Source organism: Terrimonas pollutisoli (assembly GCF_029360765.1).
GTDB lineage: Bacteria > Bacteroidota > Bacteroidia > Chitinophagales > Chitinophagaceae > Terrimonas_B > Terrimonas_B pollutisoli.
This window is the reverse complement of sequence record NZ_JARKNA010000002.1, coordinates 557,005-572,456: the sequence shown is the minus strand read 5'-3', so window position 1 is coordinate 572,456 and position 15,452 is coordinate 557,005. Positions and strand designations below refer to the sequence as shown.

The following is a 15,452-nucleotide window of genomic DNA, read 5'->3' as shown; positions in this document are numbered from 1 at the left end:
CTCCGCCACAATTATCGCTATAGCCACCCGCCGCTGCTGCTGCATCAAAGGAGAAGTATGTTGCTGCATCAGCCTTGCACATATTATTGTTGGTGGATCCCGCTGTTGTTGTTCCGGTCGGATCAGTGTTGTCTTGTATCGCTACAACTTTAGTACAACTTGAAGAACATCCGTTGCCATCAGTAATTGTTAGTTTAAGAGTATAAGATGTATTGCAACCTGAGCCGGCTACAACCGTTGCAATCTGATCATCTTCTTCACCTGCAACAATTGTTGCACTGCCTGCAGTTATTTCCCACAAATAAGTTGTCATTCCTCCGGGTGCAGTATAATCGTTAGATGCTAATGGACAAACTGGTCCATCAGCTCCTGTGATTGAACAATTTGGCAAGGCGGCTACAGTCCATTGAACAGTATTAACAGCACCATTATTACATGAACTACCTGTTGCTGTTCTTTGAGTCCTTATTTTTATTTTATTTATCCCAACCATTCCAACAGTTGCAGCAATTGGATCTCCTGACGAATAAGGATTCCACGTAGCGCCACCATCTGTGCTATATTCGTATGTATCTGTTACAGTTCCTGCACCGCCACTACCAGGACTAAATGTTGCAGAAACAGATGAACCTACGCAAACTGTACTTCCATCAGCCGGTGATGGATTAATTGTTGGCGAAACTGGATCGGCATTAACAGTTATTGTTTTTGCTGTAGAAGTACCGGTATTGCCGCATGCGTCCATCACAACTACCGTGTAAGAGTAAATTCCAGGTGTATTTAAATTAGATGCATCATAAGTAGAATTAGTTTCTCCAATAATATTAGAGCCATTCAATTTCCATTGATATGTAAATGGAGCATTCCCTCCTGAGACTGTAGCAGTAAGTACAGCAGGATCATACCCCTGACATACAGTTAATGCTGCTGTGTTATGACTTACAGATGGTGCACTTTGAACTGTTATCGTTGCGGTTGATGATTGAGGGGTACCTGTTGCAGGACAAGCCGTGTTATTAGCATTGCTGAACCCTGACAAAGAAAAAGGAGATCCCGTAGTGGTTGAAGCAACTACAGTAACTTTAAAAACAATTACATCACCGCTTCCAACATTATTACTATTATTTCCTGTCCTGGTCAAACAAACACTGGACCCTGAAATTGAACTAGTCCATGTCTTCCCGCCAGTTACACTACTTATACTATTTCCAGATAGAGTAAAACTCGCAGGAAAATCTATCTTAAATGAGCCATTATTTGGAGAACTTGTCGTTGTAACTGAAAAGGTAAGTTCTTTACTTTGATTTATACATACTGTCTGATTTGGAGTAATGGTCCACGAACCATCAGTAAAAGTAGTTTGTGCTGTCAATCCAGATGATAATCCTGTTGCCGTAAGAACAAACGAAGCACCTAGATGATCTTCCGTAATCAAAAACTGATTGTTATGAATATTTCCACCTGCATCAGCGATTGCAGTTAAGACTTCATCAGTACATCCGCAGTCGGAAACGATATGCAATTCCACTGTTTCGCCGGATGTCCATCCCGCACCGGTAATGATAACATAATCACCGGGATAGTAATCCAGTTTATCCGTCTGCACAGTCGCCTGCCCAAAACTTTCACTTACAAAAAACAAATTGGCCAGCAATAACAGTATTGCCAGCAGGCCGGTTTTGCGTAATATTTTTTTCATACAGCAAATCGTATTAAGGTGAGGAGAGAAACTACAGCTTTCGGTATTTATTTTTGGCTGGCAATCCGGTAATGATTGATGTGTAAAATGACCGGCATTAGCAGGCGCAGGAGTAAAAGCATTACCCATAAGTGGTTAGGTTTCGGTAATAAAAAAGAAACTGTTGACGAAATCAGCAGACGGATGGTGGTAGTTTTCGAGGAGATTAGCAATCGATAATAACCGGCGTTTTTTTATTTACAATTGCGATTACAGCTACGCCTAAAAAAACCAAAAAGCTGATTGCTCGAGAGGAGATGGGATTTGGGAAGGGTAAAGTGATGACACCTTGCGACGAATGTAACAGCATTTTCTGTCAAATCCAAGAGGCCCGTAGATTTACCCGGCTATTTTTTTAACCCGCTTCAAAAAAAGCGGGTCGCTTATCGTCAATTTTAAACAACTAAGGACCGCCGCCTCTTTACTCCAATAAAAAAAGGATGCTTTTCAGCATCCTTTTCGTGTGCATGCAGGTCCATGCTACTATTGGTTTAACTGTAATAGTTTCCCGGTTATTTGCCGGCCTCCCATCCGGAAGATATAGATGAGTGTCGAACGCTGTGCGGCGGGTATGTTCACGTCAAAAGCCTGGTTACCGGCAATGATGCGGCCCTGGTAAACCGTTTTTATTTTCTGCCCGAGCATATTTATCACTTCCAGGCTTCCGTTACCCGCTACAGGAGAGGTTACCACTAACTTCACCTTATCGTTATAGGGATTTGGAAAAGCTTTAACCCCGGTACCTCCTGATTCGGTTTGGGTAATGACGGTAGTTACCATTTTCGTAGTAGTGGTTGATACAGGCTGTTGAGACCTGTTGCTGGTAGTGGTTTCAGCCCCACAACCGGCAGCTTCGGAGATGCAGGTATTATCACTTATCCTCCTGGCTTTTATATTGTAGCCATCCCCTGCCTTGATGGTAAATTCAGTACTGGCCTGCCAGTCACCATTATTATTCGAGTATAGAAAATCACTTCCAAGCGGACTTGATACTTCCAGTATAATGGACGATGAAGAACAGGAAGCTGCCTGTTTAACACCCACTACCGGCGTTGGAGGAACAGAAGCTGCTGCATTAACTGTTTTACTGACGGGGGCTGAAATACAACCACTGGCATTCTTTGCCCTAATGGCATAATCGCCGGCGGCTAAACCGCTGAATGCACCCGTTGAATTGGTAAAGGCTGAAGGATCTGTACTGTTGATGCTAAATGATAACCCGGATATACCACTGGTAACGGAAATAGTACCGGTCGGAGTGCCGCAAGTGGGCTGTGTTACTTCGGCTGTTGGTGCTGCAGGCGTCGCGTTGATGGTAAGTGTCACGGCTGTCCTTGTAAGGCTGGAGCATGTTCCATTGGATGCTTCTGCATAGTATGTTTTTGTTCCAACCGCACTCAGTGTTGGACTTACTGCGCTACCGCCTGTTGCTGCTTCATACCAGGTAATTGTCCCACCACTTGCTGTAGCAGTTAAAGTTTGAATCGGTGATGTTTCACATACTGTTTGATTACCGCCACTTGTAGGTGCAGCCGGTGCTGCATTGATCGTTAAGATCACTGCTGTCCTTGTAAGGCTGGAGCATGTTCCATTGGATGCTTCTGCATAGTATGTTTTTGTTCCAACCGCACTCAGTGTTGGACTTACTGCGCTACCGCCTGTTGCTGCTTCATACCAGGTAATTGTTCCACCACTTGCTGTAGCAGTTAAAGTTTGAATCGGCGATGTTTCACATACTGTTTGATTACCGCCACTTGTAGGTGCAGCCGGTGCTGCATTGATCGTTAAGGTCACTGCTGTCCTTGTAAGGCTGGAGCATGTTCCATTTGATGCTTCTGCATAGTATGTCTTTGTTCCAACTGCACTCAGTGTTGGACTTACTGCGCTACCGCCTGTTGCTGCTTCATACCAGGTAATTGTTCCACCACTTGCTGTAGCAGTTAAAGTTTGAATCGGCGATGTTTCACATACTGTTTGATTACCGCCACTTGTAGGTGCAGCCGGTGCTGCATTGATCGTTAAGGTCACTGCTGTCCTTGTAAGGCTGGAGCATGTTCCATTTGATGCTTCTGCATAGTATGTCTTTGTTCCAACTGCACTCAGTGTTGGACTTACTGCGCTACCCCCTGTTGCTGCTTCATACCAGGTAATTGTTCCACCACTTGCTGTAGCAGTTAAAGTTTGAATCGGTGATGTTTCACATACTGTTTGATTACCGCCACTTGTAGGTGCAGCCGGTGCTGCATTGATCGTTAAGATCACTGCTGTCCTTGAAAGGCTGGAGCATGTTCCATTGGATGCTTCTGCATAGTATGTTTTTGTTCCAACCGCACTCAGTGTTGGACTTACTGCGATACCGCCAGTTGCTGCATCATACCATACAATGCTTCCACCGCTGGGTGCTGTAGCTGTTGCTGTTAAAGTTTGTAATGGATTTTGTTCACACTGCTCATCACCACTTGCTGCTGGTGCATCAGGTGTTGCAGGTTGTGCATTCACAGTTATAGAGCCGCTTGCGCTGCAACTGCCCTTGGTGGCAATTAAATCGTAAATACCGGAAGCCACTGCGATGAAAACACCGCTACCATTAGCCGTATATTTTAAAACTCCACCTTGCTTGAGTGTATACGTGATAGTATTATCAAAAGAGTTTACACTAACAGATCCTGTAGCCGTAGTACAAGTTGGTTGGCCTACCGTGGCAGATGGAGCAGCTACCTGGTCTGGTTGCGTAATGGTTGTCATTCTATTAGTAAAACATCTCTTAGTAACGTCAGTTTCACTCATATTATCTGTCGTTCTTATTGTATAGTCTCCGGTAGCGAGTCCACTAAAAGTTGTGGATCCATTTGCAACAACATTTCGGCATACATCAATAAGGGTGCTATCGGTAGCACTCGTTTTCTTATACAAACAAACCTGGTAAGGGCCTATACCACCTGAAGGCTCAACCTTAATGCTGCCCCCTGCTGTACAAGTTGCATTAGTTTTAGTTATAGTAGCTGCCACGCCCAGGCCAACATTAATTTCGGGTAATATTCCGCACTTGGGATTAATAGTGGAAGGATTCGCTTTTAAAACAGCGCAAGTTTCACCCGGGGAAGCTGAGGTCCAGGCTAAATATAAATTAACGATCTTAAATGATTGGCCACAGCTAACTGTTATTTGTTTATCAGAAGCTAAAACACTCGTAGCATTTTTAGGGATAGGACCGGCACAGGCAACAATCGCCTCCTGGCTAATAGTGTCTCCTGCAGCATTGAATGTCAGTAAAGTGCCCCATAAGGCAAAAGATGTTCTGGTAGAACCTGTTTTATTAATAATACCTAACATTAATGTTCTCGTTCCTTCGCATTGACATCGATCATTAGCCGGAGGTGGCAATGTAGCGCTTAATAATTCCAGGTCTTTTGATGTACAGGAACTTGCAGGAGGGAAAGTTTGTGCTAATGACTTTGTTGAAATAAAAACCAACAAAACAGCAGTTTTAAAAAAGCCAGCCAACCTTTTAACCCATGGGCCGGGGTATGGGAACTGATTCGGGAAGCCTACATCTCTGGTCATAATCGGCGGTTTTTAATTTTAATAAATGGTAGTTTAGATTATCTGGAATGGAAAAAATGCAGGGCATACAAGCCTGGGGAAAAAACTTGAATCATCCAGGTCGGAATAATGACCGGGAAGTAAATTCGAAAAGCAAAAGGTCTGCGCACAACTCCGCAATTGCATAAACTATTGTTTATGGGATACAAAACCGATTCTGGTTGATTTTATACAAGGACTATTAGCCAGCCTTTCCCGGTGGGGAAGTATGGGAGATGTGCAATCAGTAGGTACAGTAAATAATAAATGCGAAAAAAGAAAAAATAGTGAAATCTATTTCTCTGAGGATGGTGGAGCTTAATGAAATTTACCGGCATTTTGAAAACAGGAAAATGCCATTGCGTTACAAAATATATTTAGTATTTGTATTATGCAAGAGAAACACTCTATTTTATTTTTACCGGGTGTGATGCAGTTCATTGCTGGTTATCGGACCAGTTCCAGTTTTGTAAATTCCGATCCGTTGAAAATCCTGGCTAAACTTTCATCGTGAGATTGTCTGTAGGCATCCATATAAGTTGCACTGACTATCCGCCATAGGTTTTTCCGGCTCAATTCTTTGTAGTCAGCTGTTTTTATAAAAATACCGTTCACGGAATTACGGGTTCTGAAATTAATTTTCACAACGGCATTATCCGGGTATTTATTCTGAAGGATGTTTTCAATTTCGTCGTAAGTCATAAGCTGTTTTTTAACCTTTATTGACCGGTGTTTCCTGTTCGGTCAAACAGCCATTCCTGATCCAGTTAAATACTGATACTTCACTTTTTGCATCAAGTGGTAAATGATGGCAGATAGCGTATTCAATTTTTTTGCCCTCGGCAATGCTAAACCTGTCGGCTACTGATCCATAAAAGTTGATCAGGAAGAGTACCTGGTCACCATCAAAGCGGTCAAATGACCGACGGCTGGGCTGACCCAGAAATTTATTTTTTTGACTCCCGGTTGACCAGGTATAATGTGTTCCTTCGAGATGTTCTTTTTGAAAATGCATAATACAATTTTGAATGATAAATTCTACCCACTGTCCGTTAAAAGCTATTGTATATAGGTGCCGCCCAGTAAATGAATAACACCATTTGCCCCCTGCCTGTCCTTTGCCAGTATCTTAGCTCCATTGATATGAATATCCCCGTTCTTAATAGTGGTTGTTACCATTTTTCCCTGGAGAGTAGACAGTCTTTGATCGTTTCTAAAATCAGCCAACATTTTTTTACCCGAAATAATATAGCCTGATAAAAAATCTACGAGCTTATTTTTATTCCCCGGTTCCAGCAGTTGGTCATAAGTCATGGACATCAATCGACTCAAAGCAAGATTAACAGGTCCCAGGATCGTAAAGGGTCCGATCTCATTTAGTTTGCCCTCCAGATCTGCCAGTTTAATTCCTTTACTGAATAAACTAAGATTCCTGTCGGCATTTGCGATCTGGATGATTGTAGCCATATAAAATTTATTGGGTGACCGATTACTATTTAAGCGAGACCGAAAAGGATTAGTTTGCCTGCTGTCTGCTTTCTTTTGTTTACCAGCTTTTTTTGCCGGAACGTTCCTCTCTTTCTCTTACAACCGGGATAGGAATAAACCTTCCTTCCATTTTTCCATTGAGTTTATTAAATCCAAATCCCCGACCACCGCCGGTTGCCAGGTCCAGGATTATTTTGACTGTAATTACCAGTCCGAATGATTCAAACAATTTCCTCAGATCGTCTGCTGTGATATGAAATCCCAGGTTAGCAACATACATATTCATTCCCGATTTTTTAAGATTGAGTAGATACTGATAAAAAAACAGCAACAAGGAGAAAAGAGGAGAAAACAATTACTGTGTCGAAGAATAAGAATCGCTACTGATCCTAACTGAATGATGTGGTATTTTTATCTGATTTCAATGAAGATAGCCTATTTAGGTCAATGTAAGAAATCAATTTGGCGTGTGTAAATGAACCGCGTTCAGATTTCCCTTTTTATTAACTATTACTAACGCTCCAAATTATCATCCTTTGTAATGATAAGATCATTATACCTGTGATGCCTGGCCGTGGAATTTTTATCCACTACCCAATCAGGATCAGCAGCGGAAATGGATGTCGCCCTGTTTGCTGATTAATATAATTGTGTCTCGTGAAAATTATTCCTCTTCCTGTACGGCTTCAACAATCGATGGTTTATTGTGAATCAACCACGCAGGTAACTCCGGGTCGGAAATCGTCCACTCACCTTCCTGCTGTTCCAGTTTAAAGAAGAAACGGTTGCCCCGTTCATCATTGGTGTTTACATCATAGTAACCTGCAGGCCGTTTCCGAAAGTTAAATTCACGCAGACGGCCATTTATCTTGATCAGCTTTGTAAAAGCAATATTCTTTGGAGCATTCATAATCAACAGCCGCAAATCTACGAAGTAAGAGCGTTGTTTGCTTTTATCTCCGTTCAATTTTATGTCATCAGCCTTAAAAAGATCCGGATAGTGGATAAAATTCGGGTACAGATTAAAGTAATCTACACGCCTGCGAATAAATAAACCGTTTTTTAACCGTTAATTTTCAAAATGATCCCGACGTCCGGGTTATCGTCACTTGTTGGCACATTTTTTTTATCGTTTACTGTATCAACCTTTTGTTAACTCTAAATCGTGTGTTATGGATAAAATGGAATTAAAGGGAAAATGGAATGAATGGAAAGGGAAATTAAAGCAGAAATATGCCAATCTTACTGATGATGATTTGAAATATGAAGAAGGAAAGGATGACGAATTTTGGGGAAGGGTGCAGAAAAAAACTGGACAAGCCAAAGATGATTTGGTAAAGTGGTTAAAAAACCTGGGATAATTTTTCCCCGTTTGATGACAATTCAACACTTTTGTAGTGAAGCAATGATCATTTAGCTAATGGCAACACTTGATATTTCGATTCCTCATCAGTTAACACCGCAGGAAGCCCTGAGCCGTATCCAGGGCTTATTGCAGCAATTACAACGGGACCAGGCCGACACGATAAAGGATGTCAAAGAAACCTGGGATGGCAATGAGGGCGAATTCAGTTTCTCTGCCAAAGGATTTGACCTTTCCGGGAAAATAAAAGTCGAAGAAAATTTTGTGCACATCGATGGCAACCTGCCTTTTGCGCTTTCCTTTTTCAAAGGAAAAATCAGCGAGGTAATAAAGGAAAAAGCCGGCGTGCTATTGTCCAACAATTAAGCTTCATACAGCATAATTTTTTACCGGGTTGAAAACTGGCCGCCGCACCAAATGATCCTTTTTATTCATTTGGTGCATTCAAATACTTCATTACTATTTCCTGTATTTTTTGTTTTAACCCCTCGGGACAATTGGTATTAAACAAAATATTACCGGTGTCTGCATCAAAACGATAACATTGACTCGGTTTTAATTTTTTACCCCTGATATTAACAAAACCGCGGTCAAGATCCGCCAATTCAAGCTGGATTTTTTCAATGGAGCCCACTGAAAATGACTTGCGCATAAAAATTATAGTAAAAAAAGCATGCCAGTCCCAACGCCTTTACTACTATGAACATAGCCGGTTTTGCACCCATTGTTTTCTTTTGGTCCATCGCTTGACGGGTTCCCGTTGTGGAGAGGGACGACCTTTTGCATCAGTCATTTGCAAAGATTTCAACAGCGCTTTGCTGATTGCCGCAACTTTTTTTGTGATCGTTGCTTTTTCGCTTTCTTTATAAAACTTTTCATAAACCCGGATGGCTGTATTAATGATCTCTTTCTCCTTTTGGTAATTTTTATTTTTCCGATAAATAATCATAAGTCGATCGTATATTTTTTCATTCAGCGGTTGTGCTTTAAGCATGCGGTTGTATATTTTTATGGCTTTTTCCCATTCGCCTTCCTGCTCAAATTGCCGGGCTTGTTGCCAATCGCCACTGAGCGGTAGCCCAGGTGTTATCGGTTGATCTTGTGGACTTGAAGTGTGCACAATTTTCATATCACCCTAATATTGAGTTTAAATCGCCTGCCATTTTTTTATTTCATGGCATGGTATTTAAATCTTTATGCTATAGTATGATTGCCTGTAACTCTCTACCAAAAAAGAAGCCGATATCAATATCTCAGCTGAACAGCGGTCAATCATTAAAAAGAAAATATCACTACTTATGTTTTCAGTAACTGTCATGATTGAAACTCCCAGGTATTCTATCGGCAAATACTTCTTTGATGAAAAAAAGAAGGTTTTCAGGCTGAAAAAATGTTGCCCCTGGGTATGGTGTTTCCTTATGATTTTGGAATGATCCAACATACTACTGCTGAAGATGGCGACCCGCTGGATGCTATGGTCATAACAGAATGTAACACTTACCCGGGTGTAGAAATGGAGTGCCGTACTATTGGCGCCCTGCTGGCCAACCAAAAAATACCTGGCAAGAAAAAATTTCGCAATGATCGCTTCCTGCTTGTGCCTTTAGATTCCCGTCTTTATCAACACCTGAAAGACATACACCAACTCCCGAAAAAGCACAACCAGGAATTAGTTGATTTTTTTTATTAATTACAACAAGCTGGAAAATAAACAATTTCAACCGCTGAAACTGGTGAGTTCAACAAAGGCTGAAGCGATGCTGAAGAAGCAAATCACTAAGGGGATATAAAAGTAGTTAGCGGCTTAACCTAAACGGTAAATAATTTACCCACCCGGCCGGACATGTGTAAATCATTACCCATTTTTATCCGGCAAAAAGGACAAAACACTGTTGCCTTCATTGACAATATAATTGAAAGTTATTCTGCTAAAATCAACTTTTATGAAAAAATTACTGATCGTGTGCATAGCGGGTTTTATGTTAGCCTGCAATAATGAAAGCACCAATGAAAGCACTATTAAAGACAGCACTATAATTGAAAAAGATAATACCATCGACAGGGATACTATGACTGTACCCGTAGATACCATGGGCGCCCGGCATGATTCATTGCATAAGTAGTTTTTGACCGGACATTGAATTAGCTTGCTTTATAGAGCAGGCGTTGCTGATGGATAAAGGAAGAGTCGGCGAAATCGGCTCTTCCTTATTATAGCACAATTAATTTTTGCTCACTACTTACTCTATCAGATACCACGCATATTCATTTCATTGATAAGCGCCGCAATGTTTTTCAACCCCAATTTCTTCATAATGTTATACCGGTGAATTTCTACTGTGCGATTGGTGACGCCCAGGTTACCTGCTATCTCTTTGGATGAAAATCCTTTTTTTAAATAATCGATAATTGATAGCTGTTTTGGCGTAAGCGATCTGATAGCATGAGTCATCAAATCCGGTTGCACTATTTCCTGTATGATGTTTTGATTGATCTCTGTGCAGGTATATCTTTTTCCACTAAACACTTCTATAATTGCTTCTACCAGTTCTTCACCGGATGAAGTTTTGGTCACATAACCGCTGGCGCCTGCTTCCAGCACCCGGCTGCAACAAGCCGGCATATCGTAGTAGGAAATCGCTATCACTTTTATTGTATGACTATGCTCAATGATATCCCTGGTGAGTGTATAACCATCAACGGGTTCCATGCTAAGATCCACCAGCACCATATCAGGAGAAGATTCTTTTATTGATGAAAGCGCAAGTGCTGAATTATTGGTGGCGCCTACAACCCTGAACCTGGAATCAGCGTTCAACATTTCGGTCCAGGCATCGGTAATGAGTTTATGATCATCAACAATAAAAAGGCGAATTGGGTACATAAGCTGGATTTGGATTTTGGCAATAGTTTTCGAGGTTAAATATACTATAACTGCCGGGCTGACTAAACGTAAAACAGCTTAGAAAAAATAAACATTGAATTATTTGTTTGAAATCAATAACCGGTCATCGCTGTTTTACCAATTTAGTTTGCTGCGCTATCTTTCCATCCCTGTAGATCATTATTATGTAAAGGCCCGGTGTCAATCCATCGAGGTGACTAATGGTCATCACACCGGAACGCAATAAATTTTCCTTCATTTTTCTTATGATCCTGCCAGCCGCATCGGTTAGTATTATTTCTGTTTTGTTTTGTATGCCGCCAGCAATCTGGACATCTATTTTATTGATAAAAGGATTGGGAGATACAGTTATTGTTTCGCTCATTACAGCTGTTGAAAGTTTCACGATACGACTCATCTCTTTCCTCCCGTCATTATCAATAATTAAAAGACGATACCAGGCGGTGCCCGTTATATTTTTATAATCCCGGAATGAATAAGCATTGACCTGGGCGTTATTGTTGGCCGATATGTTCCCGATTGAATAAAAAGCATTGCCATCATCACTGCGCTGAATTTCGAAATGACTCACATTTATCTCTTCTGAACTTTTCCAGTTTAATTGGGTATAACCATCGTGAGGTTGAACATCAAAACTGATCAATGTTAAAGGCAGCGATAAACTTACCGATACGGTTGCAGCGGACTGGCTTTCACAGCCCGGGCCTGAAAGAGAAGTTGCTTTCACCTGCAGGTTATAGGTACCCAATGAGTTGAAAGTATTGGTTGTAAATGACAGACTGCTGCCGCTACCGAATTTGGATGGCGCATAATATGTATTGACGCTGTTATCTTTTATAGAATATAAAATTCCTGACTCAGCATTGGCGATGGTATAGTTCACTGATTGCAACAAGCCAATCGTCGAACTGGTTGGCGTTACCGATGGAATGGCAGGTGCTGCGCAACTTACTACGATGCTTCCCGGGCAATTTGTATTCTCAGCACCAGTACTGCTTTGGGCTGAAGCAGTTAAAACCCCTCCTGTATAAAGCTTATTAGACGCTGATGAGTTTACCGGGATACTCCAGGCTGAAGCAGTTGTCACATTCACCGATCCAATTAATGATCCATCCAGGTAAAGGCGTACCGTACCGGAGAAGGCCGACGATAACGTACCCGATATGGTAGTGGAAGCATCATTATAGCTGCCGGTAATAGTGGGACAGATAGTTGTCGGCGCCAGGGCCAAAGCAGATGCTGACGCCAGACTGGCGCAACCAGCATAAGACTGAGTTGCATAATAATTTTGGCCAGCGGTAATAGTGATTCCTGAAATGGTCCACGAGCCATTACTTGAAGTGGTCGCCGGCGATCCTACCGCCACACCACCCGGCGCTGTACCGGAATATAATGTTACAGTAGCTCCTGAATAGGAGGATGTACCGCTTACCGAAGTGGATGTTGCAATTAAGTTGCCGCCATTGGTCGTACTAATCACTGGCGGAGTTGTATAGCAACTAACCGTAAAAGTATTAGAACCAGTCATACAGGTGCTTCCTGCGGCTGACAAGTAAATTTTCAACTGGTCACCGCTTTTCAAACTAAGGTCTGTAAAGGAAAAAGTAGTACCCGTAGCTGTTACCGTCGAACTATATTTACCATTAATGAACAATCGCAGGATATTGCCTGAGGCAACACCGCTACCGTTGATCGTTGTATGATAAGGATAGACCGGGGTTGTCAAAGTAATAGCGTTGGTCACCAGGCCAACCAGGGAACTACTACCCGATGATATACATTCAAAAGTTGGTGCGGATGTGCAGCTACCATTGGAAGTGACCAACATATACGTACCGTTCGCTACGTTGTTGGTGCCACCCGAACATCCATTTACATAGTAAGCAAAGGTGGTGGGTGTTGGATAACTAATATTAGTAACCAATGGGTTCGAGGTAGGTGAAGCATTGGTTGTTGGCAAAAGATAAATCTGGATGGTATTTCCAAGACCCATTGTTCCGGATATTCCTTTGGACGAAGCGCAGGATAATACTGGTGCCGCCGGTATGCTGGTGCAACCTGCGGTAACGGATGATGATTGTAAACACATTGATTCACCCGATGCCTGCGCTTTAGCATAAAAAACGTCGCCCGAAGCAATCACCGGTACAAGAATGGACCATGTGTCGCCTGTAGCCACCGTAGTGGTGCCGGCTATTGTTCCATTTTTATAGAGTGTCACCATTGCAGACGAAGGTTTAGATGCATCCAATCGTGTCCAGGTCCCGGTTACGCTTACTGCTGCTCCGTTACTTATAGGGGTATTAATCACAGGTGCTGCCGTGCAAACGGCCGCAACTCCCGGCCCTAAGGTTCCAAGATCTGTCATGGCAATCGCTGGTTGTGCCGTGATCACTGTTTCCCAGGCTACCGCTGTATTTGGACTAGCGCTATCATTGATGCCATAAATATCGGATCGGCTGCCTTGCAAAGCAGATGAAGGAGAAGTAACTGTTGTTGCTACCATCCTGAATGATGCAGGTGAGCCAATGGCCGTTACCGGAATACCGAAATCATAGAAATAGTCCGGGTTTCCCGAATCTGTTGATAAAGCCACAGAAATCTGGGAATTGGTAGCCAGCGAATATGTGTTGACTAAAACAGGGCTTGACGTGCCATCGACATTATAGACAGATACGTCAAAATTAGTTTGCAGTACCACCTCGTATTCAAAACCAGGATTACCGTTGCTGGTGTTGGTGGAGGCGATAAAATTGGGATCGGCACCAGGACCACTATTCCCGATCTTACCATCCGTGTCAAACAAAATGCTATAGCCTTTAGAACCACTAATAATATTACCAATTCGCAAACGAAACAGGATATTGGTTCCATTGAAATAAATATAAAAACCACTGTTGTCAACGGTCTTCACAATATCAGAAAAGCCACCTGAAGGGCCGGTAGCCAAGTCACCTGTCGGTTCGGTAATAATGGGCGGAACGACTTTGTAGGGAATCTCGCTTTCTGCTATATCATTTGATGAAAAGCCACTGGCAGATGCTGAGGTATGACTATCGCCGTTGGGATTCAGGAACCCGGCACCATTACCAGCAGCAGGTCTTACAATAAGTCCGGGTGATTGAGCTTTCACAGCTTTCTGTAAAAAAGCAAAAACCAAAACGGTAAGGGCAATGCGCCAGCCCCGGGCAGTTAGTTTCATACTATTGGATTGAATAGTTAGCAGCTACCAAATACATGCAATGCAGGCAATAAACACCAAATCAATTCTTTTGGAACAATTAAACCTGGTGATATGACTTAACCTACTGCAGTTACAAAGAAAAAAATAGTGTTGCCAAAAAAAAATAGTGTTTTATATCTATCCTGTGTCATTGCATTTATGCGTAACATGTAGATTTTATTCGACATGAATTTCCAGGTGATTTTTTGTAATTAGTACTGCAGGGGTAAATCAAATCCCGCGGAGATTCATCTCATTGATGAGTGCCGCACTGTTTTTAAGTCCCAATTTTTTTAAAATATTGTACCGGTGCACTTCGACAGTTTTTGGCGACACGCCAAGGTAGCCGGCAATTTCCTTCGAAGAAAGCCCTTTTTTTATTAATTCAATTATGGCCAGCTGTTTAGGAGTGAGACTCTTGATAGCTGCCAGCATCTCACCAGGATTGATCATATTTTCGATAATAGCTTGTCCCATTTCCTTACAGGTATAGTTGTTACCCTTTGACACTTGCAAAATGGCTTCTATCAGTTCCCCCGATGCCGAAGTTTTGGTTATATATCCATTCGCCCCCGCCTTCATGATTTTGGTATAATATACCGGCAAATCATAATAGGTAATTACGATAATGCCAATTTTGCTGTCATATTCCTTTATAGCCTGCGTAAGAGCAAAACCATTGACCGGCGTCATGCTTAGATCCAGTAAAACAATGTCCGGTTTTAATTCTTTGACGGAAGCCAGAGCTGTAGTGGAGTCATTGGTAGCTCCTGTTACTTCAAATCTTGAGTCGGCGCCCAGCATAGCGGTCCACGCATCGGTCAGCAGTTTGTGATCATCTACCAGGAAGAGACGTATGGGCATGGCAGCAATTTTTTGATTAAAAAAAGAACGGTGATATTGGACAGCGCATCATGTTGATAAAAGTTCAAGGGCGTGGTTATCAAAGCTTCTGGCTACTTCTATCAAACTAGTGCGGAAACAAGGCGCATCATTAAAAATTGTGGATTGAGAATCCGTTTACCGAATTTGCATATTATCCCTTACTTACACGAATTATTTACACGGTTTTTTAGACCGTTTTTTAACGGTGTAACCGGTAGTTTTTTCACGGTATTAATACGTCGGGTCATGAAAACAACAAACCCAGCCG

At 42.1% G+C, this 15,452-nt stretch carries 15 protein-coding genes and 1 pseudogene; 4 read left to right on the top strand and 12 right to left on the bottom strand.

The window, feature by feature from the left end:
- From P2W73_RS06340 to P2W73_RS06310, 7 genes are all read right to left on the bottom strand, one after another.
- The coding region (locus P2W73_RS06340; RefSeq protein WP_276501163.1) for a hypothetical protein at positions 1-1,828 on the bottom strand (1,828 nt) is incomplete at its 3' end.
- Between the two features lie 393 nt (positions 1,829-2,221).
- Positions 2,222-5,302 (bottom strand): Ig-like domain-containing protein, encoded by a 3,081-nt coding sequence (locus tag P2W73_RS06335; protein ID WP_276501162.1) that lies wholly within the window; start codon positions 5,300-5,302, stop codon positions 2,222-2,224.
- Between the two features lie 465 nt (positions 5,303-5,767).
- Entirely contained in the window at positions 5,768-6,022 is a 255-nt protein-coding gene (locus P2W73_RS06330; protein ID WP_276501161.1) for a short-chain dehydrogenase, read from the bottom strand.
- A 10-nt stretch (positions 6,023-6,032) separates the two neighbouring features.
- On the bottom strand, positions 6,033-6,335 hold the full coding sequence (locus P2W73_RS06325) for a hypothetical protein (RefSeq protein WP_276501160.1): 303 nt from the start codon (positions 6,333-6,335) through the stop codon (positions 6,033-6,035).
- 44 nt (positions 6,336-6,379) lie between these two features.
- Positions 6,380-6,787, bottom strand: coding sequence for a fasciclin domain-containing protein (locus P2W73_RS06320; protein WP_276501159.1), 408 nt, complete (start codon positions 6,785-6,787; stop codon positions 6,380-6,382).
- A 79-nt stretch (positions 6,788-6,866) separates the two neighbouring features.
- Positions 6,867-7,094 (bottom strand): RNA recognition motif domain-containing protein, encoded by a 228-nt coding sequence (locus tag P2W73_RS06315; protein ID WP_276501158.1) that lies wholly within the window; start codon positions 7,092-7,094, stop codon positions 6,867-6,869.
- A gap of 378 nt (positions 7,095-7,472) precedes the next feature.
- Positions 7,473-7,733, bottom strand: coding sequence for a hypothetical protein (locus P2W73_RS06310; RefSeq protein ID WP_276501157.1), 261 nt, complete (start codon positions 7,731-7,733; stop codon positions 7,473-7,475).
- A gap of 247 nt (positions 7,734-7,980) precedes the next feature.
- Here P2W73_RS06310 and P2W73_RS06305 point away from each other — a divergent pair, with 247 nt between their 5' ends.
- The gene (locus P2W73_RS06305) at positions 7,981-8,169 is read left to right on the top strand and encodes a CsbD family protein (RefSeq protein WP_276501156.1); all 189 of its coding nucleotides are present in this window, start codon (positions 7,981-7,983) and stop codon (positions 8,167-8,169) included.
- Between the two features lie 59 nt (positions 8,170-8,228).
- On the top strand, positions 8,229-8,537 hold the full coding sequence (locus P2W73_RS06300) for a polyhydroxyalkanoic acid system family protein (RefSeq protein WP_276501155.1): 309 nt from the start codon (positions 8,229-8,231) through the stop codon (positions 8,535-8,537).
- Positions 8,538-8,598: 61 nt separating this feature from the next.
- Here the strand turns inward: P2W73_RS06300 and P2W73_RS06295 are convergent, their stop codons facing one another.
- Both P2W73_RS06295 and P2W73_RS06290 read right to left on the bottom strand, forming a co-directional pair.
- Positions 8,599-8,823, bottom strand: coding sequence for a hypothetical protein (locus P2W73_RS06295; RefSeq protein ID WP_276501154.1), 225 nt, complete (start codon positions 8,821-8,823; stop codon positions 8,599-8,601).
- Positions 8,824-8,868: 45 nt separating this feature from the next.
- Positions 8,869-9,300, bottom strand: coding sequence for a tetratricopeptide repeat protein (locus P2W73_RS06290; protein WP_276501153.1), 432 nt, complete (start codon positions 9,298-9,300; stop codon positions 8,869-8,871).
- Positions 9,301-9,558: 258 nt separating this feature from the next.
- Here P2W73_RS06290 and P2W73_RS06285 point away from each other — a divergent pair.
- Positions 9,559-9,861, top strand: a pseudogene (locus P2W73_RS06285) (inorganic diphosphatase); the annotation flags it as partial.
- Positions 9,862-10,114: 253 nt separating this feature from the next.
- Positions 10,115-10,294, top strand: coding sequence for a hypothetical protein (locus P2W73_RS06280; RefSeq protein ID WP_276501151.1), 180 nt, complete (start codon positions 10,115-10,117; stop codon positions 10,292-10,294).
- Positions 10,295-10,419: 125 nt separating this feature from the next.
- Here P2W73_RS06280 and P2W73_RS06275 read toward each other — a convergent pair whose 3' ends face one another.
- From P2W73_RS06275 to P2W73_RS06265, 3 genes are all read right to left on the bottom strand, one after another.
- The gene (locus P2W73_RS06275) at positions 10,420-11,055 is read right to left on the bottom strand and encodes a response regulator (protein WP_276501150.1); all 636 of its coding nucleotides are present in this window, start codon (positions 11,053-11,055) and stop codon (positions 10,420-10,422) included.
- Positions 11,056-11,179: 124 nt separating this feature from the next.
- On the bottom strand, positions 11,180-14,278 hold the full coding sequence (locus tag P2W73_RS06270; RefSeq protein WP_276501149.1) for a T9SS type A sorting domain-containing protein: 3,099 nt from the start codon (positions 14,276-14,278) through the stop codon (positions 11,180-11,182).
- Between the two features lie 252 nt (positions 14,279-14,530).
- Complete coding sequence (locus tag P2W73_RS06265; RefSeq protein ID WP_276501148.1) at positions 14,531-15,163, bottom strand: response regulator; 633 nt, start codon at positions 15,161-15,163, stop codon at positions 14,531-14,533.
- Positions 15,164-15,452 lie beyond the last annotated feature (289 nt).

Coding starts and splice junctions, on each gene's coding strand:
- P2W73_RS06270 (WP_276501149.1), bottom strand. CDS start 14,278: ATGAAACTAACTGCCCGGGGCTGGCGCATTGCCCTTACCGTTTTGGTT.
- P2W73_RS06265 (WP_276501148.1), bottom strand. CDS start 15,163: ATGCCCATACGTCTCTTCCTGGTAGATGATCACAAACTGCTGACCGAT.
- P2W73_RS06295 (WP_276501154.1), bottom strand. CDS start 8,823: ATGCGCAAGTCATTTTCAGTGGGCTCCATTGAAAAAATCCAGCTTGAA.
- P2W73_RS06325 (WP_276501160.1), bottom strand. CDS start 6,335: ATGCATTTTCAAAAAGAACATCTCGAAGGAACACATTATACCTGGTCA.
- P2W73_RS06335 (WP_276501162.1), bottom strand. CDS start 5,302: ATGACCAGAGATGTAGGCTTCCCGAATCAGTTCCCATACCCCGGCCCA.
- P2W73_RS06275 (WP_276501150.1), bottom strand. CDS start 11,055: ATGTACCCAATTCGCCTTTTTATTGTTGATGATCATAAACTCATTACC.
- P2W73_RS06315 (WP_276501158.1), bottom strand. CDS start 7,094: ATGAATATGTATGTTGCTAACCTGGGATTTCATATCACAGCAGACGAT.
- P2W73_RS06305 (WP_276501156.1), top strand. CDS start 7,981: ATGGATAAAATGGAATTAAAGGGAAAATGGAATGAATGGAAAGGGAAA.
- P2W73_RS06280 (WP_276501151.1), top strand. CDS start 10,115: ATGAAAAAATTACTGATCGTGTGCATAGCGGGTTTTATGTTAGCCTGC.
- P2W73_RS06330 (WP_276501161.1), bottom strand. CDS start 6,022: ATGACTTACGACGAAATTGAAAACATCCTTCAGAATAAATACCCGGAT.
- P2W73_RS06290 (WP_276501153.1), bottom strand. CDS start 9,300: ATGAAAATTGTGCACACTTCAAGTCCACAAGATCAACCGATAACACCT.
- P2W73_RS06300 (WP_276501155.1), top strand. CDS start 8,229: ATGGCAACACTTGATATTTCGATTCCTCATCAGTTAACACCGCAGGAA.
- P2W73_RS06320 (WP_276501159.1), bottom strand. CDS start 6,787: ATGGCTACAATCATCCAGATCGCAAATGCCGACAGGAATCTTAGTTTA.